The organism is Lysobacter antibioticus (genome assembly GCF_001442535.1).
Taxonomy (GTDB): Bacteria; Pseudomonadota; Gammaproteobacteria; order Xanthomonadales; family Xanthomonadaceae; genus Lysobacter; species Lysobacter antibioticus.
On record NZ_CP013141.1, the window covers coordinates 2,972,014 to 2,993,428 of the forward strand.

Annotated in this window: 23 protein-coding genes and 1 pseudogene; 6 read left to right on the forward strand and 18 right to left on the reverse strand. The window is 63.1% G+C overall.

Features of this window, described 5'->3' with window-relative positions; translation table 11 throughout:
- Positions 1-76: 76 nt before the first annotated feature.
- The 18 genes and pseudogenes from GLA29479_RS24550 to GLA29479_RS12060 all read right to left on the reverse strand — a co-directional run bounded on the left by GLA29479_RS24550 (position 77) and on the right by GLA29479_RS12060 (position 17,658).
- A complete protein-coding gene (locus GLA29479_RS24550; RefSeq protein ID WP_057971733.1) occupies positions 77-1,183 on the reverse strand; it encodes a peptidoglycan-binding domain-containing protein in 1,107 nt (368 codons plus the stop codon).
- Positions 1,184-1,486: 303 nt separating this feature from the next.
- Complete coding sequence (locus GLA29479_RS11995) at positions 1,487-2,014, reverse strand: hypothetical protein (RefSeq protein ID WP_144436494.1); 528 nt, start codon at positions 2,012-2,014, stop codon at positions 1,487-1,489.
- Positions 2,015-2,345: 331 nt separating this feature from the next.
- On the reverse strand, positions 2,346-2,864 hold the full coding sequence (locus GLA29479_RS26120) for a DUF4189 domain-containing protein (RefSeq protein WP_082638594.1): 519 nt from the start codon (positions 2,862-2,864) through the stop codon (positions 2,346-2,348).
- A gap of 84 nt (positions 2,865-2,948) precedes the next feature.
- A complete protein-coding gene (locus GLA29479_RS23710) occupies positions 2,949-3,455 on the reverse strand; it encodes a DUF4189 domain-containing protein (protein ID WP_082638596.1) in 507 nt (168 codons plus the stop codon).
- Between the two features lie 120 nt (positions 3,456-3,575).
- On the reverse strand, positions 3,576-4,016 hold the full coding sequence (locus tag GLA29479_RS26125; protein ID WP_082638598.1) for a DUF4189 domain-containing protein: 441 nt from the start codon (positions 4,014-4,016) through the stop codon (positions 3,576-3,578).
- A 92-nt stretch (positions 4,017-4,108) separates the two neighbouring features.
- Entirely contained in the window at positions 4,109-5,269 is a 1,161-nt protein-coding gene (locus tag GLA29479_RS12000; RefSeq protein WP_144436496.1) for a TrbL/VirB6 family protein, read from the reverse strand.
- A gap of 105 nt (positions 5,270-5,374) precedes the next feature.
- A complete protein-coding gene (locus GLA29479_RS12005; protein ID WP_144436497.1) occupies positions 5,375-6,142 on the reverse strand; it encodes a TrbJ/VirB5 family protein in 768 nt (255 codons plus the stop codon).
- 13 nt (positions 6,143-6,155) lie between these two features.
- Complete coding sequence (locus GLA29479_RS12010) at positions 6,156-6,923, reverse strand: TrbJ/VirB5 family protein (RefSeq protein ID WP_057971736.1); 768 nt, start codon at positions 6,921-6,923, stop codon at positions 6,156-6,158.
- A 60-nt stretch (positions 6,924-6,983) separates the two neighbouring features.
- The gene (locus GLA29479_RS12015; protein WP_057971737.1) at positions 6,984-9,440 is read right to left on the reverse strand and encodes a VirB4 family type IV secretion/conjugal transfer ATPase; all 2,457 of its coding nucleotides are present in this window, start codon (positions 9,438-9,440) and stop codon (positions 6,984-6,986) included.
- Between the two features lie 154 nt (positions 9,441-9,594).
- Entirely contained in the window at positions 9,595-9,909 is a 315-nt protein-coding gene (locus GLA29479_RS12020) for a VirB3 family type IV secretion system protein (protein WP_081930610.1), read from the reverse strand.
- Positions 9,902-10,270, reverse strand: a complete 369-nt coding sequence (locus GLA29479_RS12025) for a TrbC/VirB2 family protein (protein ID WP_057917814.1) — start codon at positions 10,268-10,270, stop codon at positions 9,902-9,904. Before GLA29479_RS12025 ends, GLA29479_RS12020 begins: the two co-directional genes overlap by 8 nt.
- 125 nt (positions 10,271-10,395) lie before the next feature.
- Positions 10,396-11,205 (reverse strand): lytic transglycosylase domain-containing protein, encoded by an 810-nt coding sequence (locus GLA29479_RS12030; RefSeq protein WP_211265088.1) that lies wholly within the window; start codon positions 11,203-11,205, stop codon positions 10,396-10,398.
- Between the two features lie 181 nt (positions 11,206-11,386).
- Positions 11,387-12,424, reverse strand: coding sequence for a P-type DNA transfer ATPase VirB11 (virB11, locus tag GLA29479_RS12035; protein WP_031370739.1), 1,038 nt, complete (start codon positions 12,422-12,424; stop codon positions 11,387-11,389).
- 28 nt (positions 12,425-12,452) lie between these two features.
- Positions 12,453-13,670 (reverse strand): TrbI/VirB10 family protein, encoded by a 1,218-nt coding sequence (locus GLA29479_RS12040; protein WP_057971739.1) that lies wholly within the window; start codon positions 13,668-13,670, stop codon positions 12,453-12,455.
- Positions 13,667-14,434 (reverse strand): TrbG/VirB9 family P-type conjugative transfer protein, encoded by a 768-nt coding sequence (locus GLA29479_RS12045; RefSeq protein ID WP_031370737.1) that lies wholly within the window; start codon positions 14,432-14,434, stop codon positions 13,667-13,669. Before GLA29479_RS12045 ends, GLA29479_RS12040 begins: the two co-directional genes overlap by 4 nt.
- Positions 14,431-15,453 carry a VirB8 family type IV secretion system protein gene (locus GLA29479_RS12050; protein ID WP_082639007.1) on the reverse strand — a complete coding sequence of 341 codons (1,023 nt, stop codon included), beginning with the start codon at positions 15,451-15,453 and terminating at the stop codon, positions 14,431-14,433. The genes GLA29479_RS12045 and GLA29479_RS12050 overlap by 4 nt, the downstream gene beginning before the upstream one ends.
- Positions 15,454-15,732: 279 nt before the next feature.
- Positions 15,733-16,095, reverse strand: a pseudogene (locus tag GLA29479_RS12055) (hypothetical protein); the annotation flags it as partial.
- A gap of 414 nt (positions 16,096-16,509) precedes the next feature.
- Positions 16,510-17,658 (reverse strand): pyridoxal phosphate-dependent aminotransferase, encoded by a 1,149-nt coding sequence (locus GLA29479_RS12060; protein ID WP_057917811.1) that lies wholly within the window; start codon positions 17,656-17,658, stop codon positions 16,510-16,512.
- A 175-nt stretch (positions 17,659-17,833) separates the two neighbouring features.
- On the opposite strand from GLA29479_RS12060, the gene GLA29479_RS12065 reads away from it, so the two are divergent.
- From GLA29479_RS12065 to ccmE, 6 genes are all read left to right on the forward strand, one after another.
- Positions 17,834-18,307, forward strand: a complete 474-nt coding sequence (locus GLA29479_RS12065; RefSeq protein WP_057917810.1) for a DUF3293 domain-containing protein — start codon at positions 17,834-17,836, stop codon at positions 18,305-18,307.
- 112 nt (positions 18,308-18,419) lie between these two features.
- Complete coding sequence (ccmA, locus tag GLA29479_RS12070) at positions 18,420-19,064, forward strand: heme ABC exporter ATP-binding protein CcmA (protein WP_057917809.1); 645 nt, start codon at positions 18,420-18,422, stop codon at positions 19,062-19,064.
- Positions 19,061-19,777, forward strand: a complete 717-nt coding sequence (gene ccmB, locus GLA29479_RS12075; protein ID WP_057971741.1) for a heme exporter protein CcmB — start codon at positions 19,061-19,063, stop codon at positions 19,775-19,777. The genes ccmA and ccmB overlap by 4 nt, the downstream gene beginning before the upstream one ends.
- 97 nt (positions 19,778-19,874) lie before the next feature.
- The gene (gene ccmC / locus GLA29479_RS12080) at positions 19,875-20,636 is read left to right on the forward strand and encodes a heme ABC transporter permease CcmC (RefSeq protein WP_057917807.1); all 762 of its coding nucleotides are present in this window, start codon (positions 19,875-19,877) and stop codon (positions 20,634-20,636) included.
- On the forward strand, positions 20,636-20,800 hold the full coding sequence (ccmD, locus tag GLA29479_RS12085) for a heme exporter protein CcmD (protein ID WP_057917806.1): 165 nt from the start codon (positions 20,636-20,638) through the stop codon (positions 20,798-20,800). Before ccmC ends, ccmD begins: the two co-directional genes overlap by 1 nt.
- On the forward strand, positions 20,797-21,264 hold the full coding sequence (gene ccmE, locus GLA29479_RS12090; protein WP_057917805.1) for a cytochrome c maturation protein CcmE: 468 nt from the start codon (positions 20,797-20,799) through the stop codon (positions 21,262-21,264). Before ccmD ends, ccmE begins: the two co-directional genes overlap by 4 nt.
- The last annotated feature ends 151 nt before the right edge of the window (positions 21,265-21,415 follow it).

Genomic DNA, 21,415 nt, shown 5'->3' on the forward strand with positions numbered 1-21,415 from the left:
GCAACGACGGGCACGAGGCGACGCCGACCGAGCGAGACGGCGTTCCGATCGCATGCGCGAACGGAGCGCCGCGCGCTTACGCGGTCAGGACCTTCGGCTTTTGCTCTTGCGTCGGCGCGGCCTGCTGCGGTGCGTCCTGCTGGACCTGGAACGTCGACTGCTCGACCGGCTGGTTCGCCGCCTGAGCCTTGTTGACGTGGGCGCGTTGGCTGCCCGGGTCGGTCAAGCCGCCCTGGACCGCAAACAGCCCGCTTCCGTCCGCATTCGGCACCACGTGATCGATCCGGTTCAGACCGCTCACCTTGGCCTCGTACGTCAGCGTCGCCGCGGCGCGCTCCAGTTCCTGGCGATTGTGGAACGCCTGCGGACCGAGCTTTTCCAGCCCGTCCACCGCGCCCTTGAACATCGCATGGTCCGGATGCGCCGCATTCGACAACAAGGGCGCCTGCTCGGCCTTCTTCAACGCTTCCAGCGTCTTGGGGCCGGCAATGCCGTCGTCCTTCAGGCCATGCGCCTGCTGGAACGCCTGCAGCGCTTGCTTGCTGCGATCGCCGAAGTCGCCGTCGGCCTTGAGCGGCTGCCCTTGCGCGTCGCGGTAGCCGAGCTTGTTGAGCGTTTCCTGCATGCCGCGCACTTCCGCGCCATGCTCGCCACGCTTCAACATGCCGTCGGCCATCGCGTCCCTTTCGGGTGCGCGCGGCGTCGTCTGGGTCTGGCCCTGGGTCGGGGATGCGTCGTTGACGGCCCGCCAAGCGGCTTGTGGCGTCAGGCCCTGGTCGATCGCGGCCTTGTACTCGGCCCGCATCGCCTGCAACGCTTCGCCGGCCCGCTCGGCCGAGATGGAAGCGCGATTGCCTCCCACTCCGCCGTACCGGCTGCGGCCGGTGTCGGGATCGGCCACGCTGGCCCATTCGGCCGCCATCGCTTCCTGAGCATCGTGCAGCGACACACCGGGCTTGCCGGTGATGTAGCCGTGGATGTCGGGACGTTTCTGGACGATCAGGTAGTCGGAGAAGATCCGCTCCTGGAGCTCCGGCGTAAAACGCTGGTCCGGGTCGAGCCGAAGCCCGCGAACCGCGCCGTCCATGGTGCCGGGGATGATTTGGTACTTGCCGACCGCGAACAGGCGGTCGGGATCGCGTCGCGGCAGGTGCTGCGCTTCTTGCAGCTCGCCGACGGTCATGCGCGAAAAATCAATCGTGGCGCCACGGGCGTCGCCCGCGCTTCCGCGATTGTAAGAATTGTACCCGCCCTCACCTTGCGCGATGAGGTCGCCTAGTCTGTTTCCCATTGTAGTGAGCCTCCAGCTCAAGCAAGTAAGTCGATGGTTACCTGGAAAACCGATTCATCCTGAATCTTTCCAGGCCATGCGAAACCGGCGTGAGCCGACTTCGACTTTACGGACCGGGCACTTGCAGACCCGGGACCGCAATGGCGCATCTGCGCCACGATTTCTTGCGAGCTGGAGCGGCCTCCTGGCCTGTCCTCAGCCCTTGGAGGCTTTCGCGAAGCCCCACTCGGTAACGTTCAAGCGCGAATCCTCACCAGCGACGTTCCAGTCTTCGACCATTCCATAGGTCGTCACGTCCAACTTCTCGCCGCTGCTGACGCTTTCAAAGTGCATTATGCAGTAGCCGTCGCCACTGCAAGCATCCAATTCGGGAATTTGATCACAAATTTCAGCTTCGCCGCCCACATTTTTCTTGCAGGCCGGCTCCACCACCGGGGTCCAGCCGCCCTCGAGCACGAGCTTGCGAAGATCGGCGTAGGCCATGTCCTTCTTGAAGGCGGCCTGCAACTCGGTCGACGAGCGGGTCGGGCTCTTGGCGACGACCGCTTCGGCCGTGGCTTCGGAAGCGTTGCTATCCATCGCGTTCTCCATAGGCGCAGCGCTGTCGGTTTGCGCTTGTGCTTTGACCACTGGCGCCGCGTCCGCCTGTCCCCGGCCCGAGTCGGCCCTGCATGCGCAGAGCGAGGCGGCCAACAGCAACAGGATGATTCGATTCGGCTTCACTGCGACTCCTTTGCAGCCCAGAACCGCAGGTTAGCACAGCCGCAAACGCGCCCGGACGGGCTGCGGACAAGGTGGAATCGGACCGAAGTGAAGCGGATGAACGAGGCAAAGTCGGTTGCTTGCGGAGTTCGCCCCCTGCATTCCGCCCTCCCCCCTTCATCGGAGGGCCCCGCGCTGCGAAAGCACGGATCTTATAGATCCAAAGCGGTGGACTGTGAAGGTCTCGTCGTTTTGGAGAGCTACCAACTCACAGGGATCGACGGTTGTCGCGAGACGACACCCTCTTTAGCTGACTGCCGTACCAGCGAACGGAACGACCGTAGAGATCGTGTCACCGGACTAGCTGTGGAGGACTGCAATTCGCGTAATGGATGCGGCAATGAGTGTCGTCACGACCGCACTGCCGCATGCCAAGCTCAGATGCCCTGTCGACGGATCCGGCCGTATGAACGCTGTAGTTCTTGTCCCCGGTAACAAGAATCGCGCATTGATCGAAGTAGGCAACGTCCAGAACACAGTTGCGACCGCCCTTATCGCGACACTCCGAAAGCGCCTGTGCCTCAGCTTGCCGCTTGGACTTCCTTCCGGTCGAGGTGCCTAAGACGGCATTCGGCGCATCCGTGGCTATGGCGCCCCAACGACTTTCCCAGCGTGCGGCAGGAGGAGCCTGCTGCGCAGGAGCATTCTGTGGCCATGCACTGGGAGGTACACACGAAGGGTTCCCGGCAGCGGGAATGCCAGCCGGACACTGCGCCGAAGCGGTGCCCACCCAGAGCATGCAGATACCAACCAATAGCAAGCAGATAGGTTTCATCTCAACATTCCTTTGTTCAGCTTCGCTCCGTCGCATCAAGCCAAGCTGGCTCTCACCGTTCGGAGCAAGACAGCCGCATCTCGATGACACTCCCGCATTAAAGTGCAGGCAAACATAACTTTAATCGGCAAGCACCGGCCTTGTGCACTCCGAATAAACGATCCGGCATCCGCGGCTATTGTCGGCGTCGTCGCCGATGCAACTCTTGAGTGCGAGATCTGACGCCAATTCGACCGTTTCAGCCCCTTGCGTGATAATTCTTGCTCCAGGCACGGACGGCCAAGCGATGACCGCGCATTGGTTCTCATAAGCGAAAACCAGCCTTGCGCAATCACTTGCGCCTTTCGCGGCGCAATCCTTCAAGGCTTCCCGCTCCGCCTTCTTCTTACTGGCACTACCAACTGAAGTGCCGACATCCCCCGTGATGGGGTCGATCGCGATGGCGCCCCAAGTCAGTTTCCATCTTGGCGCAGTGGGCGCAGCCTGAGAGGAGGTCACATTCTGCGGCCAGGCACTCGGCGGAATGCAGTGCGGGTTGCCCGCAGCGGGAATACCACCGGGACACTGAGCGCTCGCTTCGGAGCCGAACACCAATACACCGAACAATAAAAAATGGATTCCCTTCATTTCTATACGTCCGCACTATCGAGCTTTATGGCAACACACCAATAAAAAGCCCGCATCTCCACGACGCGGGCTCTCTAGTTATTCATCGACACAAACATGAAACGCGCCCAAAGAGCGAAGTCACCGCGATACGAGCACTGGATCAGAACACTCAGAATAAACGATGCGACATTTTCCGCTATCACCAACACTCGTACCGGCACATCTCTTTAGTGCGATTTCAGACGCAGCTGCAACGGTAGCTCCACTTTGCGCAATAACCCCAGCACCGACTCCCACAACAGCCGGCCACGCAATGACCGCGCATTGATTCTGATAGGAAAACAGAACCTTCTTACAACCCCTCGCGCCGTTTGCCTGGCAGCGATCGAGCGCTTCGCGTTCAGCCTTTCTCTTATTGAGCTTCCCAACTGCTGTTCCCACATCACCACTATCCAAATCGATAGCGATAGCGCCCCAAGTCAATTTCCAACTCGGACCTGCGGGAGCCGATTGCTGGGCTGGTGCGTTCTGCGGCCAGGCACTCGGCGGAATGCATTGTGGGTTCCCCGCTGACGGCATCCCAGCCTGGCATTGCGCCAAGGCTGGATTCGCGAAGAAAGCACACAAACCGATTACTGCCAAGAGACTGACCGTTTTCACGCTTGGAACTCCTATTCCCTGTTGCCTGCCAACCCACGCTGCCCCGGTGAGGGCTCCGCGTTAGCCTGTTGGCCTGTGAATCGCGGAGCTGCAGCTTGTGACTGCATCTGAGCATGGTACTGACTACCTTGTGATTCGGCTGCTCGCTGCGGCTGTGCACCACCTTGCGGAGGAATACCGGGACCCGGCGAAGCGCCTTGCGACCCTGACTTATCAAATACATTGTATGAACTGAACTGACCCAACACGCCCTGGAAGAACATCGCGGCCATCGGCGGCGCGCTGACGATCAACACAGTAAGGATCAAACCCAGACCGCCCTGCTGCAACGCCTGACTCGACATGCCCTGGGTGAAGTTTTGACCCAGGATCGCGCCGGCGATCGCGGTACCCCAGAAGACGAACGCCACCTTCGCAACCATCTTCATGGCGATCGCGACCATTGCACTCAACATCGCCATCGAAAACATGGTTCCGATGCCATAGTACAGCCACTTGCTGAACAGTTGCTTTGTCTGGTCGAACAGCAAACATAATATGAATATTGGTCCCAATCCGATGAACAAAGCCATCGCAATTTCATAAAGCAACAGGGAAATACCCGCGGTGATGGCGGGACCGCCGGTGCCGAAACCTACCGCCCACATGGCGGTTTTCTTTTGATCGCTCAACTCGGGATCGCTGACCACCTGCATCGCATCGATGCTCGACCAGGCCAACTGCATCCAGCCCAGGTTCTCGTCAATCTGAGATTCCGGGGTGGAGTTCGGATCGTCGGTGACGAGCCAATTGATTTCCTTCTTGACGTCTACCGTCAGGAACTTATGCAAATCCGTTCCGAACGCGCCCATCGAGGTGGCGACGGCGACGATGAAGGTCGCGCGCAGCGCATTGGTCACCAAAGCCATCATCGGCTCGCGCGACATGCCGCTGACGATGCGATAGCCCTGAAGCAGGATCCACAAGGTCATCAAGGTCAGCGCGATACCGCCGACCCATGCCATCGCATTCCCCATCATGACTAGGCCGAAGTCGTATATCTCCTGACGCAAGTAGTTCAGGATCAGCCGGAAGAACATGAAGTCCCCGACCGAATTGATTTGCAGATTCAGCCAATCCATCGGACTGGTGCCCGACAGCCACCCACCGGTGAGGTTAAGTCCCTTAATCATCGCTGCACCCGCTATCCCTGGAATCGCTGTTGCCGTTTAGGCCTGTTTGCATGCGACGCTCATATCGCAAGGCAGCCTTGATTCGAACGTCGCCGTTCGCGCCTGTCATTGCAGAGCGCCCGCCATCACGCCGGTGCTGAAGGCCTGTCCGATCAAGGACGGCTTGCCCTTCAAGCCGCGCTTGGCCAATGTGTTCTGCTTGTCCATCATCGCCACGATGTAGGCGTCATAGATACCCATCTGCGCCTGGTACATCTGGTATTTGATATCGAGATCGTTCGCCAGGCGCATCGATTCGCTGGTCACGCCTTCCACGTTGCCCTGATCGCTGCTGGTCCCGCGCTGGCTCTGTACCTGGCCGAGCAAGCGCTGCATTTCCGGCACGGTGTCGCGCGAGAACCTGACGGTGTAGTTGAACTTCTCGACCTTGGCGCTCTCGATGTTCACGCAGATCTGCATCTGCTGCTCGGCGAGATTACCGTCGAGGTTCAGGCCGACACGCGACATCAGATTGCCGAGAATGCTGCCCCCGCCGCTTGGCTGGCGGCAACGCTGTTCGACCACCTGCGCCTTATCCAACTCGCGCCAGGGCTCGGAGGTCGGCAAGGCGATCGGATTATCCAGAAAGCTCTGGAACCGGATCAGCTGCTGCTGGAAGTGGTCGTACTGCTTCTTCCACTCGGCCATTTCCTTGCCGAACTCTGCCGCGCGCTCGACGCTGGTTTTGATCTGCTGACCGATGTTCGCGGCCATATGCCCCGGATCGGTGACGACCCATTGCGCGTTGACGCTACCGGCCGCCATGACACAGCTCAGCGCCAGGACACCAACCGCAAGGTTCTTCTTGTACGCCTGCTTGGCATTCGTTTTCATCTTCCCTCTCTCCCTAATTGGTAAGGGCGTCGGCCAGGACCATGGTGCTGACGGCCTGCCCCAGGGGGTTCGGCTCGCCCTTGAGCGCGCGCGTGGCCAAGGTGTTCTGCTTGTCCATCATCGCAGCAATGTAGGCATCGTAAGTCTTCATCTGCGCCTGCCAGGACTGGTACTTGATGTCCAGGTCGTTGGCGAGGCGCATCGATTCGCTGTCCACACCCTGGATGTTGCCCTGGCTGCTGCTGGTCCCGCGCTGGCCCTGGATCTTGCCGAGCAGGCTCTGCATCTGCGGCACCGAGTCGCGAGCGAACTTGACCGTGTAGTTGAACTTGTCGACCTTGGCGCTTTCGATGTTCACGCACACCTGCAACTGCTGCTTGGCCAGGTCGCCATTGAGCTGCAAGCCGACGCTGTCCATCAGCCGGCCAAGCAGGCTGCCGCCGCTATCGCCGCACTTCTGCTTGACGACCTCGGTCTTGTCCAGCTCGACCCACGGCTCCGAATTCGGCAAGGCGATCGGATTATTCAGGAAGCTCTGGAACTTGATGAGCTGCTGCTGGAAGTGCTCGTATTGTTTCTTCCACTCGTCAATCTGCTTGCCGAACTCTATCGCACGCTCGCCCGAGACCATAATCTGCTGGACGACGTTCTGAACGGTGTGACCAGGGTCGGTAACCACCCATTGCGCATTCACGCTTCCGGCCGCCATCACGCTACTGAACGCCAGTGCGCAGACAGCCAGCTTCTTAGTGCGCGCCTGCTTGGCAATGTTCGATTTCATCTTCCTTCTCCTGATCTGATGGTTGACGTCAGATACTGCTGAATAAACGGTTCGCCAGGCTCAGGCCGCGGCGGAATCGGAAACCGCCTTCTTGGCCGGACCCTTGCCCGAACCCTTGCGGTTGTCGAAAAAGTCCTGCAGCCAATCGGCGGGAACGAGGTCGCCCTGCGTCACGCCCTTCTTGTGGGCTGCCTTCTCGAGCACCTGATGCATGATGTCGATGTTGTCGGTCGAAGCGGAAATGACCGCCAAGGCGTCGTCCATGCCGCGCAGGTTGAGCTGGCAGACGACCGCCGAGTGGCCCTGTTTGACCAGGAAGCAGCGCGAACGCTCGTCGAGGCCCTTCACGACCTGGTACTCGGCATCGGTGAGCTTGAGGCCCTCGATGTAGTCTTCGCGGCTGGCGTTCGGGTTCGGCAGCAGGATCAGCGTCGCGGTCTGTTCGATCAGAGATGCCGAGATGTCGCTGGCGAGCGCGTCTTCCGGGCTCTGGGTCGCGAAGATACCCATGCCGTTTTGTTTACGGATGGTCTTCTGCTTGTTCTTGGCGAATTCCTTGAGGCCGCCGCTGCCGTCGAGGATCTTCCAGAATTCGTCCATGACGTAGATCAACGGACGACCGTCGATCAGCTCTTCGAGGCGGTGCAGCAGGTAGTTGATCACCGGCACGCGCACTTCGGGGTTGTCGATCACGTCGGTGTAGTCGAAGCCGATGATGCTGGCTTTCTCGAGGTTGACCGTGTCGACCGGGTTGTCGAACACCCACCCCAGCGAATTGCCCGCGGTCCACTTGCGCAGGCGCGCATACAGACCGTCATCGCCCATGTTGGGCAGGCTCTTCTGCAGGTTGGTCATGCTGCGCAGGTGCGGCGGCGTGTCGAGGATGTTCTCGACCGCGCGGAAAATGTCCTCTTCCTCGCGCGCCGAATACACGGTCTTGCCGGCCAACACCTTGATCAGGTCCGAGAGGAACTGGGTATTGGTTTCGTTGTTTTCGCACTGGAACGGATTGAAGCCGGTGGGCTGACCGTTCTCGAGAGCGAGATAGTTGCCGCCGCAGGCGCGCACGAAGATCTCGGCGCCGCGATCCTTGTCGAAGAAGAAGATCGTCGGCACCGGCTTGAGCTTCTGCACCTGGCTCAACAGGAAGTTGATCAGCGCGGTCTTACCGGTACCCGACTTACCGATCACCATCGTGTTGGCGATGGCCTTCTCGCCGAGCGAGTTCTCGGCCGGATGGGTGGCGTGGAAATTGAAGTAGTACGGCTGGCCGTTGGTCGTCTGCAACGTGGTGACGCAGTCGCCCCAGGGATTGTTCTCTTTCTTGCCGGTGGCGAAGTTATGCAACGGCGACAGACCGAGGAAGTTCAGCGAGCTGACGTTGGCCAGGCGCGTGCGGTACTTCCAGTTGCCCGGGAACTGGGCGTAGAACGACGACGCCACGGCCAGATCTTCCTTGGCCGAAATGAAGCCGGCGTTGGACAGCTCGGCGCGCGACATCGCCAGATGCTGAGCGAGCTTTTCCTGACTGTCGGCGTACACCGTAAAGGTGAAGTGATACTCGCCGAGCACGAAGTTGCCCGAGGCGAGCTGGTCCATCGCCATATCGAGTTCGATGATCTGGCTGACCGCCTTGTCGCCGGACGAAATCATCATGCCCTTGGTGCGGTCGAGCGCCTTCAGCGCGTCCTGGCGACCCATCGGGCTGAACGAATGCGTCACGACGTACTCGAAATCCAGGTACTTCAGGCCGTTGAGGATGCCCGGGTACGTGGCGTCGGTGTATTCCTTGATGTTGAGAATCGCACCGAAATGATTCACGCCGTTCGGCGTATTGATGACGAAGTCGCCCGACTTGCTCGAGAACATATGCCGACTGACCGGCAGATAGTTGTAGACCGGGGCCGGCAGCACCGGCACCGGCTCGTCGATGCGGTTGAGCAGGTAACCGAAGAACTCCAGCGACTCGGAGAACACCAGGCCGTTCTTGGCCTCGTACATGCCCAGCCGGTACGGCGCGTAGTCCTTCAGGACCGCCTCGACGTTGCTGGCCAGCTCCATGAGCTTGCCGATCGCCTGGTCCTGCTCTTCCTTCAGCTGCTCGACGTTCGTCGACTTCTCGACGAAACGCTTGCCCGACACGATCGGGCGGTAAATCATCGTCAGATACAGCTCGTTCTGCATGAGCTTCTGACTGGACAGCGACGCGAAGTAGCCGTCCGACAATTCCTGGTTGAAGACCTGATCGAACCGGTTCTTGGTGTTGACGCGGCGACGGCGGCGGATGTCGTGCACCCAGAACGCCACGTTGACGAAGTCCGGCGCACGCAGGGTCTGCAGCATCCGGTTGAACGTGTTGTGGCGGTGCTCCAGCTCCCACTCCTCGCGCCCGACGAAAGGCAACCCACCCAAATGCCACACCAACAGGAAGTCGCCCCCGGTCGTCTTCAGCACCGTCGGCGATACGTGGGTGGAAAGCGGGATGAACTCGCTGATGGGAGCGTCGGGCGTCAGCATTGGGGAGTACGTGCCTTCTTGGGTGGATGGGGCGGCTATTGCTGGATGGCTTGGACGGCAGGACCGGTCGAGGAACTCGGCGAACAGCTGCCGGCGAACGGCTACCGGCAAAGCCGGACGTCACTGCGGGCGAGCCGCAATGACGTCCGGGACTTCATTTTTTCGCTTTCTTGTCGCTGGGGCTGCGATACAGGTTCGGCGTGAACACCCACATGCCCTGGTGATGCTCCAGGTTCCGCACACGGGCGCGGAACTGGAATCGCAGACCTAGCAAGCGGAAGATCAGCTCATCTCGCCGGGTCATCTGCCGCATGATGAAAATCACCACCGGCAACAGCAAGATGCACCACATATCGATATAGAACGTCAGCAGCATCGAGGTCCCGGCGCCGAAGGCGAAGGGAATGTACGGCACGCCGAGGAACATCGGCGGGCGCGTACAGCCGCGAAACAGCGCGTTCTTATGCATACGAGGACAGGACGGTCATCACCATCACGTTCTGGCCGACGTCTTCCGGGATCACCATGTTGGCCAGCTGGGCGGCGGCGCCGATCAGGAAGCCGCCGATCAGGACCGGAGCGACGTCGGCGATGCGCTTGTGAGCGAAGGCGATCTGGTAGCCGGCGAAGATCACGGCGATGGTCACGACCGCGATCGAAGCGATATTGAGCAACGAGTTCAGGTTGTTGATGAAGCCGCTGACGCGTTCTTCGGCATTGGCGCCGCCGCCCGGCTGAGCGAACGCCAGTTCCGGCAGGGCCAGCATGCCGACGAAGAGAGCCGCCATACCGAAGGCAGAGACAAAGTTCTTGAGAATGGTGTTGTTCATGAAGAGATCCCTTCTAGTTCGCGAGTGGACAAAGGTGGTGGAGAAGAATCGTGGGTCTAGGGGTGGAGCTAGGGAATTGGAGCTAGGGAATTGGAGCTAAGGGTTTGGCGCTGGTGGATCGGTGGTCAGAAAACGAAAGCCTGGTCTCCCGGTGACGGCTCCTTCGACGGAGCGGCGGCGGCCGCAGCCGCGTTCATCGGCATCACCCTGACCGGCTGGGACGCCTGCGGAACCAGCGCGGCCATGCCCATCGAAACGGGCTGGACCGCAGACGGTGAAGAAACTGGCATTGGTGTAGCTGATAACGGTAACTGGGGCATCGGCGCGGCCATCGGCGGCGGTGCCGGGGTCGGCTGCGAAGTGGCCAGCGCGGCGGCCAGGCGCTGGGGGCCGGACTGGCGACCCGGCGCGTAGACCGGCTTGGCGGCCGCGGCGACGGCGGCCCCGGCGGGCTCGGCGCGCGGCGACTTGCCGATCACCGCGATCGCCTGCCCGTCGGATTCGTTGCTCGCAGCCCGGTTGATCGAGGCATAGATCTTCTGCACGTAGCCGTGCCGGAAACCGGTGACGAAGTTGCCGGAGTAGTAGCAGCTGAAAGATTTGCCCCAATCGTTGTTGGAGCGGCTGTAGCACTCGGCCAGGATGCGCGAACCGGCCTGCAGGTTCGGACAGGCCTCGAAGGCTTTCTCGTAAGAGTCCAGACCGTACTTGCCGAGGTTGTAGCGATTGACCTGGGCGACGCCGAGCGAAAAGTTGTAGCCGCGGCGCTCGAGCATGCGCACGGTCGCGATCGCTTCGGGAAGATTCTTGGGCTGGCGCACGAGGCGGCCACCCACGACGCCGATGGCGTAGGGATTAAAGGACGACTCCACGCGCACGACGTGGTGCATCACTTCATGTGGAACTGCCAAGCCCGGGCAGTTCATCAGCTCAATTCCGGGCAACATTCCTTGATCCCCCCTGCCGACCTTGGCGCCGACCCCCTGTAAACAGACCAAAAATGAATGGGTTGCTAGCAGTTGGAACGACGCCGCAATGATTCATGTTGGAGCCAGGATTGTCAATGGCTATGCACACTTACGTCACTTTTTCACGAATTTCGCGAACGCAGCGCACCTATTCGGCGTGCGCGCGTTCCGGATTGAAATCGATGCCCGTGATATAGCGCTGCCCGGCGTGGGCCTTGATGTGCACGACGATATCGATGGTCATCATCAACAAACGCTTGATGACCGCGAATTCCAATCCCGAGCCCTCGTTCGAAGCCTTCACCATCAACGCCAGCTGATCCCAGGTCTGGGTGATGCTGCCGGCGTGGCAGCTGGTGATCGATCCCGGGTGGCCCGAGGCGCAGTTACGAATGAAGTAGAACGATTCGTCGCCACGCAACTCGGCCAGGATGATCCGGTCGGGCTTCATACGCAGGCAGGCCTCCATGCAACTCTTGGCCGTGACGTTGCTCGTGCTTTGTCCACCTTTTGAGTAGAGCAAGTGCACCACATTCGGCTGTTCGATGAAGAGCTCGCGCGCGTCCTCGATCGTCACCAGCCGTTCGTAGGCCGGGATGTGGTTGACGAGCGACTTCATGAAGGTGGTCTTGCCGCTGCCGGTGGCGCCGGCGACGACGACGTTCTTCTTGTACTGGACGGCTTTCTTGAAGAATTCGGCGTAGTTCCTCGACGCACGCAGCTCCAGCAGCTCGCGGTCGTGCTCGCTCAGCACGTGCGTCTGCTCGACGACCTGGGCGAAGAAGCCGTCCTCCTCGTACTGCTGGAGGGTCTTGCTGTGCTTGGACGGCAAACGGATCGTGATCGAGACCTTGCCTGCGTCGCAGGCCGGCGGGATCACGAACTGGGCGCGCTGGCCGGTCGGGAACGTCAACGAGACCACCGGGTCGGCATCGGTGATGCGCTGGCCGGTGTTGCTCTCGTTGACGACCGCGGTGCAGAACTGCCGGGCCCGATCGAACGTCAGGCCCGGCACCTCGATCCGGTTCCAGCCCGACCGGGTCTCCAGATAGAGCTCCCCCGGCCGGTTGATACAGATTTCCGTCACATCCGGCGAGCTCATGTACTCGTGGATGCCCAGCACCTGGTACTGGTATTCCAGGAACGCGTTGGATACCTGGGCGATCGGTGAATTGTCTGTATCCATTTCTCTCAACTAACCACTGTGGCCGATATCACCTGAGGACCGACGAGAAGTCGACGTCCTTGGCGACATAGACGTTCACGATCGTGCCCTGGTTGATGGTCACGGTCGGCGGACGGTTGATGCTCTTGTCCAGGGCCTGGTTCGCCAGGCGCTCCATCGCTCGAGCGGTGTTGCTCTCGTAGGGCTCCTGGACGGCCAAGCCGCTGTTGGTAACCGTGGTGCTCTCCGGACCGTTCTTGGCCGCTGCGTATTTGAACGCGTCGCTGATCAGGCTGATCATCAGCGCCGAGGCGATACGGCTGCCCCAGTGCGCGTTGAAATCGCCGGGATGGCCGGCACCGCCGAGGTTGTCGATACCCGGGCTGGCCATGTTGACGTCGATGCCGTTCGGGGTGGTGATGCGATCCCAGATGACCGAAACGCGCGGGCCGTTGATGTTCTCGTTCTGGTAGCGACCGGAAATCTTGGAGCCCTTCGGCAGCAGCAGGCGACGACCGTTGATCGAGTACGTCGGCTCGGTGACGATGCAGGAGGTGAAGCCCGGCAGGTCGGTGACGATCCGGGTCTCCATCACGCAGCGGATGTACGTACCGCGAACCAGCAAGGTATCGGGGTTATAGATCGGCTGGGCAAAGGCGACTTCCTTCGGCGGCTCGACGACGGCGGGCTTCGGGTTCAGACGGGCTTCGGCCGCGGCGATCTGGGCCGCGACGCGGTCCTCGCTGCTTTGGCCGCTACCGCCGCCCTGCCCGGCCATTTCGCCCATGCGGCGTTCCATCAGGCTGGGGCCGCGCGGACCGGCTTCTACCTGTTCCTGCGGCTGCTGGTTCATCTGCGGCTGCGGCGGCGGCATCGGCTCGGCCATCGGCAACGGCGGCATCTCCGGCACCGGCTGCGGCGGAGGCAACTGCGTCTCGATCGGCTTGGGCAGCGCCGGGATGCTGATTTCCTCTTCCTTGACCTTCTTCGACTCGTCGTCCTCGGAAGTCGCCCGGTTGAACATCCACAGCGCGGCGATGATCAGCAACAGCACGATGCCGCCGAGGAACAACAGCGCCTTGCGGTTGAGCTTCTGCGCTTCAGCGGACTTCAGGGTCGGGGTACCGGCATCCAGGTCCGGCGCGGGACCGCTGGCCTGTTGTCCGTAATAGGGATTGGCACCGGCGTAGCCGTAGTTGCCTTCTTGCGACGTGCCCGTGTTGTCCTCGGGGCGGCCAGGCGGGTTGGGCGGCATGTTCTGGCTCATTTCTGCTTCTTCCTGCGCAGACCGACGACGTTGTTGCCGTGCCGGATGATCAAGTAGGGATAGGTACCGTGGACGACGATCGTGTTGTTCTCGACCGTGGTGTTGACCACGAAATCCTCGCTGCCTTCGCGTTCGCGACCGAACACGGCCGGGAAATTGCCGGTCGGCAGGCTCTTCAGTCCACTGATCTTGATGTAGGTGAACTGGCCGTCGTCGTAGACGTTGGTCGGCACCAGCCAGGACGGCTTCTTGCGGGTCGAATACTGGTAGTCGAAGTTGTAGACGCGGTTCTTGTCGAGCGTCGTGTTCAACTCCGGAACCGGCTCGACCTTGGTCTCCTGAGCGCCGGAAAACTCGGTGCCGTTCGGGTAGACGAACTTGATCTTGTACTGCACGCCGGCCTGCTTGGCCTGTTCGAGCACGCGCCAGTCGGTGGCGACGACCTTCAACTCGAAGATGTACGAGTGCGTGCTCGTACGGATCATCATGTTGGTGTCGACGTCGACGTTCTTGGGCTTGATGTAGAAGACGTTGTCGCGGCGGCTCAGGTCCCAGCCGGTGCTGAAGCCGGTGCTGTAGTCGAGGATGTTCTCGCTCGGGCTCAGCTCGATCTGGGTGGTGATGCCCAGGCCGGTACGCACCGGATAGATACGGTTGGCTTCGTATTCGTATTCCTGGATAACCTGGGCCGTGGCAGGTAGCGCGAGGCCGGAAACCGCCAGAAACAGCAGGGCGGCCAAGCGGTGTTTACGCAGGCAGTTCATCGGTTGCTGACTCCATTCGCATTGCCAGTCGGTGCAGGTGCGGGTGCCGCCGGCGTCGTTGCCGGATTGGCGGCGGGATTGGGGGGAACGGGCGCGCCGGGCTGACCGGGCTGGGCCGGTGCCGTCGGCGGGTAGCCTGGGGCGGCGCCGGGAGCGGGCGGAGCCGCGCCGGGAGCTGAGGGATACGCAGGCGCCGGCGCCATGGTGCCGTCGGGCATGAGCTGGCCCTGCGGCGCCGCGGGAGCCGGAGCGGCGCCCGGCGTGGTCGGATACTCGCTCTGGATCGGCGGCGAAGCGGCGTAATCGTTGTCGACGCGGTAACCGGTCACCTGGAAGCCCAAGGGATTGAGCACGCGATTGCGCTCGTCCATCTTGAGGTTCGATTTGTACAGGTACTCGATCGTGGCGATCTTGCTGTCCAAGGGCTCGGAAGACCCGGTGTCTTTATTCAGCACGCTGCGCTGGAAACGAACCGTGGCGACTTTCGGCTTCGGACCGGTGTTCTGCTCGCCGTTGAGCTGGATGCTGAGGATCTTGACCCGGACCGTCTTGGCCTTGCCGAAGATCGTGATCGGGTTGTTCGGATTGGTATTACCGTACAACTGCGAGTAGCCGCTGGTGACGTGCGGGGCCGCCATCGCGAACACCGTGTTCCAGTCGCGCTCGCCGATCTGCGAGTGGTCGTAGGACTCGCGCGCCATCACAAAGTGCGAGATGTTGCTCTTGTTGATCGCTTCGCTGCTGGCGATGCTGGGATTGACGAAGTCGTCGCGCAGGCGGGCCACGGTCGAGGTGCCGGTGTAGGCATCGGCCATGACCAGGTACGGCACCTTTTCCTTGAGCGGCAGGAAGTAGAAATATCCGCCGGCCAGGATCAGCGACATCACCAACGAGGCGAACGCCACCATCCAGGCACGGCGTTCGCTGCGTCGCGCAATGTCGGCGACGGTGACTTCGTAGTTGGCCGCCTTGGCGACGGCGTTCTCGATCTGCGGAGTTACGGGCTTTTTTCCGAACATCTTATGTTGCATCCATAACTGGAATCGTTGCCGGCGACCGCGCGTGCTCGCGCACGCAGACCGGATCGCCCAGGCGGGTCGGCGTTAGCCGGTCGATGGTTAAGGCGTCGGACCTGCGGCTTGCGCGACCGCCGCCGTCGAGACCGACGAGGGCGCCGCATCCGCGGAGGGCGATTCGGCCGGGGCCGCCTCGCTCTTGGTCTTGGCGTGATGGCCAGCCTTCGACTCCGGCTCGGGCAGCGCCGCGGCGGGGCCCGGCGCCGGCGCGGCGACGGCCGAGCGGACCACGATCTTGTCGCCTTCGCGGGCGACGACCACGCCTTGCGCGGCATACGCGGAATTCAGCTGCGAGACCGCGTCGGGCAGGCTGGTGGTGTGGATCAGCGACACCGCCTGATGCAGGGTGAAGTCCGAATAATGCTGGTAATCCAGGGTCATATTCGAATCCGTCGCCCAGCGCGTCAGCATGTTCTTCAACGTGCCGTCCATCGGCGACGGATAGAACACGTAGGACTGGTGCAGCGGAATTTCGCTCGGTGCCTCGGAATACCGGTTGACCGGCTTCCAGCGGCCGCCGAAATCCGGCGCGGGTCGAGTGGCGCAGCCCGCCAGCGCAATCGCCAGCAAAATCGCGACCCACAAACGAGGGCTGGTTGCAGTTGTATGTCTCACGCTTTCCCCGGCTTTATTTGATTGAACTGACGCACGAAATCGCCGCTGAGGCCGCCAGCCACGCCTGGACTCGCCAGTGCGTCGCGACTGGCCCCGCCGCGGTCATTGTTGGTAACGGATTTGTCGGACCGAAGCCGGCCAAAATGAGACGGCTGACACCTTTGCAGCGGCAGTGCGTAACACGCCTGCCCTTTCTGCACCGGGTCGCGAAAGTAAGGCCGCGCGAGTCGCGCGACGCGTAATCATCGTTCTGTCCATGAACTCCCCTACAGCACGGTAGTACCGTTAAACGCGTGTCTGACGACACTCGTAGACGAAGATTAGACCGAAGTCAAAGCTTTCGGCAAGTGGGTCGACGAAAAAAGTGCAATCTAGAGTTGCGACTCAAAGTTTGGCCAGGCGTTCGATCGCCGCGTCCAGGGTCGCTTCGTTCTTGGCGAAGCACAGGCGCGCCAATCGTTGGCCGGCCGGCGGCGACTCGTAGAACGGCGACAGCGGAATCGCCGCGACGCCCTTCTCTATCGTCAGCCAACGGCAGAAGGCCGCGTCGTCGAGGTCGCTGATCGCCGAGTAGTCGACCAGTTGGAAGTAGCCGCCCGGTACCGGCAGGGGCTTCAGGCGCGTGGTCGAAAGTTGCTCGCGAAACCGATCCCGCTTGGCCTGGTAGAACTCGCCGAGGCCCAGGTAGTGCTCAGGCTCGGCCTCGATCATCTCGGCGAAAGCCCACTGCGCCGGGGCGAAGCTGCAGAAGCTGTTGTACTGATGGACCTTGCGCAATTCGGCCGACAACGCCGGCGGCGCGATGCAGTAGCCGATCTTCCAGCCGGTGCAGTGGTAGGTCTTGCCGAAGCTCGACACCACGAAGGCGCGCGCGCGCAACTCCGGGTAGCGCAGGATCGACTCGTGGCGCAGCCCGTCGAACACGATGTGCTCGTAGACCTCATCCGACAACAGCCAGATATCGTGGTCGCGCAGCAACTCGCTCAGGCGCGCGATGTCGCTCGCGCCGAACATGGCCCCGGACGGGTTGTGGGGCGAGTTGATCATCAACAGCCGGGTCTTGGGGGTGATCGCGGCGCGCACCCGGTCCCAGTCGACGGCGAAGGTCTGCGGGTCGAGCGGGACATGCACGGCGCGGCCGCCGGCCAGATCGATGGCCGGCTCGTAGCTGTCGTAGCAGGGGTCGAGCACGATCACCTCTTCGCCCGGGCGGACCACCGCCTGGACCGCATCGAAGATCGCCTCGCTCGCGCCGGACACCACGGTGACCTCGCTGTCGGCATCGGGCCGATGGCCGTAGCAACGCTCGGTCTTGGCGGCGATGGCCTGGCGCAGGGCCGGGATGCCGGTCATCGGCGCGTATTGGTTCTTGCCGTCCTTCATCGCCCGCGCCAACGACTCGACCAGCCTCCCCGGCACATCGAAGTCGGGAAAGCCCTGACCCAGATTGACCGCCTGATGCTCGAGGGCGAGCTGCGACATCACGGTGAAGATGGTGGTGCCGACTTTCGGCAGCTTGGTTTCGAGCGTCATGGGCGGGGACGAATCGCGTACGGGGCATCGAGTGTAACGGCGCGGTGTTGCAGGCCGTTAGATCGCATCCGGCGGCAAGCCGTCCGAGTCGACATATCGATATGCGCCCGACGCATTGGACAGCCGCCGATCAACGGGCATTGCGCTGTCCGCCCCGGGTCGGGACACTGGCGCCATGCGCGAACTACAAGTCGTCAATGCAGCCGAACTGGCGGTCGCTTATGCCGCCGCGGACTATGCGGTGGCCCTGGACGGAGACGCGCTGCCCTTGCGGGTCGGCCGCCCGGCCGGGGACCTCGAAGCGTACTGGCCGGCGACACACTATATGTTCGTGACTGCCTGGAACCCGGCCTCCGAACCGCATTCCGACAGCGCCAACCGCGCCGCCGACGAGCGACTGGTGGCGCGCCTGGATGCCGCCGGGGTGCAACGCCATGCCGCCTGGGCCGAAGACACCGCCGGCGAATGGCGCGAGCCGGGCTGGCTGCTGGCCGACCTCGACGAAAGCCTCGCCCATGCCCTGGCCCGCGACTTCGGCCAGGCCGGGGTGCTCGCCTGGCGCCGTGGCGAGCCGGTGCGCTTGCGCATGCTGATCGCGCGCCCGGCCAATGCCGAGCGCTCGGAATACACCGACTGGCTCGGCGATTGAGCCAGGCGCGATCCGGGCCGGCGCGACCGCCCTCGCCCGCTCATGGGGGATTTGCGGCGGACTCGCATAAAATGCGCGCTCCGCGGCCCGACCGGGCGCCCGCACCCGACCGATGACCCCACACGAACGTACCGCCCCGCCGCTGTTGCAAGCCCGCGGACTGCGCTTTGCGCGCAACGACGAACCCGTGTTCGGGCCGCTCGACTTCGCAGTCGACGCCGGCGAGGCCTTGCTGGTGCAGGGCGACAACGGCGCCGGCAAGACCACCCTGCTGCGGGTGCTGGCCGGCCTGTTGCGGGCCGACGAGGGCGAGATCGAACTCGACGGCGAACCGTCCGACCCGGCGCGCCGCGCCCGCGCGATCGCTTACCTCGGCCATCTGCCCGGACTGAAGGCCGACCTCAGCGCGATGGAGAACCTCGACTTCCTGTGCGGCCTGCAGGGGCGCCGGCGCGGTCAGCTGCCCGAGAACGCCCTGGCCATCGTCGGCCTGGCCGGCTACGAGGATGCCCTCGCCCGCCAGCTTTCGGCCGGACAGAAGAAACGCCTGTCGCTGGCCCGCCTGTGGATGGCGCCGGCGCCGCTGTGGCTGCTCGACGAGCCCTACGCCAATCTCGACCTGGAAGGTATCGAACTGGTCAATCGCATGGTCCAGGCCCACCTGCGCGAGGGCGGCGCCGCCCTGGTCACCACCCACGGCGCTTATGCCGCGCCGCCGGTGCGCACTCGCATGCTGGTCATGGAGAAGGCGGCATGAGCGCGCGTCAACGCAATCCCAGCCTGGCCGCCGCCACGCCCGGCCTGATCGGCTCGGCCCGCGCCCTGATGGCGCGCGACCTGCGCCTGCTGTGGCGCCGCCGCGGCGACGCGCTGCAGCCGGCGCTGTTCGCCTTGCTGGTGGTGGTGCTGTTCGCTCTGGCCCTGGGCGGCGAGAAGCAGGCCCTGTCGAAGGTATCCGGCGGCGTGCTGTGGCTGTCGGCGCTGCTGGCCGGCCTGCTCGCCCTGGACACCTTGTTCCGCGGCGACGCCGAGGACGGCTCGCTGGAGCAATGGATGCTGGCGCCGGTGCCGCTGGGCTGGCTGGTCGCGGTGCGCACCTTCATGCACTGGGCCACCACCGCCCTGCCACTGCTGGTCGCCACCCCCTTCCTCGCCGAGCTGCTGTACCTGCCGCGCGAGCAATTGCCGGTGCTGCTGGCCTCGCTGGCGTTGGGCACGCCGCTGCTGAGTCTGCTCGGCGCGGTGGTGGCCGCACTGACGGTCGGGATGCGGCGCTCTGGTATCCTTGTGGCCTTGTTGGCGCTGCCGCTGTATGTCCCGGTGCTAGTGTTCGGGGCGGGCAGTGTGGCTCGCTCGGCCCAGGGATTGGACCCGCTAGGCGCGTTGCTGTTGCTGGCCGCCGGCCTGGTGGTCGCCCTGTTGCTGGCGCCGCTGGCGGCCGCCGCGGCGATCCGCATCGCATTGAACTGATCGCACCGAACAGATCCTGCGCGGCCGCCGCTTGGCCGCGTCCCACCGCTCCAGGCCGCTCGCGACCCAGACACCCAGACCCCGAACGAACCACTGAATGAATCCCCTCGTCCGCTGGTTCCACACACTCGGCTCGCCGCCCTACTTCGACCGCTTCGCCGCGCGCTGGGCGCCGTGGGGCTACGGCCTGGGCTTGCTGGTCATGGCCTGGGGCCTGTACTCGGCCCTGTTCCTGGTGCCGGCCGACTACCAGCAGAAGGACAGCTTCCGCATCCTCTACATCCACGTGCCCAGCGCCTGGATGAGCATGGCGGTGTTCGCCCTGATGGCGTTCTATGCCGCCATCGCCCTGATCTGGCGGATCAAGCTGTGCGAGATCCTGGCCATGGCCTGCGCGCCGATCGGCGCCGGCTTCACCATCATCACGCTTGCGACCGGCTCGATCTGGGGCAAGCCGATGTGGGGCACCTGGTGGGACTGGGACCCGCGCCTGACCACCGAGCTGATCCTGCTGTTCCTGTACCTCGGCGTGATCGGCCTGTACAACGCCATCGACGATCGCCGTGCCGCGGCGCGCGCCGCGGCCTTGCTGGCGATCGTGGGCGTCGCCCTGCTGCCGGTGATCCGTTACTCGGTGGTGTGGTGGAACTCGCTGCACCAAGGCCAGACCATCAGCCTGCTCGGCAAGTCGAGCATGGACGCGAGCATGATGGCGCCGCTGATCTGGATGATCGTCGGCACCAAGCTGTGGTTCATCGGCGCCCTGCTGACGCGGGCGCGCGCCGACAATCTGCGTCGCGAACAGGGCAAGGCCTGGGTCGCCGAACTCGCAGGTGCCAACAGCGAGGGCCGTCGATAATGGAATACCAGGAATACATCATCGCCGCGTATGCGGTTTTCGCCATCGTGCTGGGCTGGGACTTCGTCGCCGGCCGCCTGCAGGTCCGCCGCGAGTTGCGCCTGGCGCGCGCGCGCGCGGCCCGCAGCGCAGCGCGCAGCCAGACAAGTGAATTGAGCCGATGAACCCCACTCGCCGTCGTCGCCTGCTCTGGGTGGTCGGACTGGTCGCCGCCGCCGGCGTCGCGACCGCCTTGGTCGCCACCGCTTTACAGCGCAATGTCGCCTACCTGTACACGCCGAGCGAGATCCTGCGCGGCGAAGCCAGCGAGCGTGCGCGTTTCCGCCTCGGCGGCATGGTCGCGGCCGGCTCGTTCAAACGCACCCAGGGCACTTTGGACTCGCAGTTCCGCGTCACCGACGGCGACGCCGAATTGGCCGTGGCTTACACCGGCATCCTGCCCGACCTGTTCCGCGAGAAGCAGGCGGTGGTCGCGACCGGCCGCATGCAGGGCGACACCTTCGTCGCCGAGGAAATCCTCGCCAAGCACGACGAGACCTACATGCCGAAGGAAGTCGCCGACAAGATGGGCGCGGCGCACAAGAAGCACGACGTCGCCGCCCCCGGCGGCGCGGAGCCGGCGCGTTGATCGCAGTGACCGTGGCGGTAGCGAGAGCAAATCCCCCCTGCCCCCCTCAAACAAAGGGGGGAACGGCTTGGGCGAGTTCTCGAGAATCTGCCCGCTGTGCTAGCTCCGCTGGTCTTCCCCCTTTGTTTGAGGGGGGCCGAGGGGGATTTGC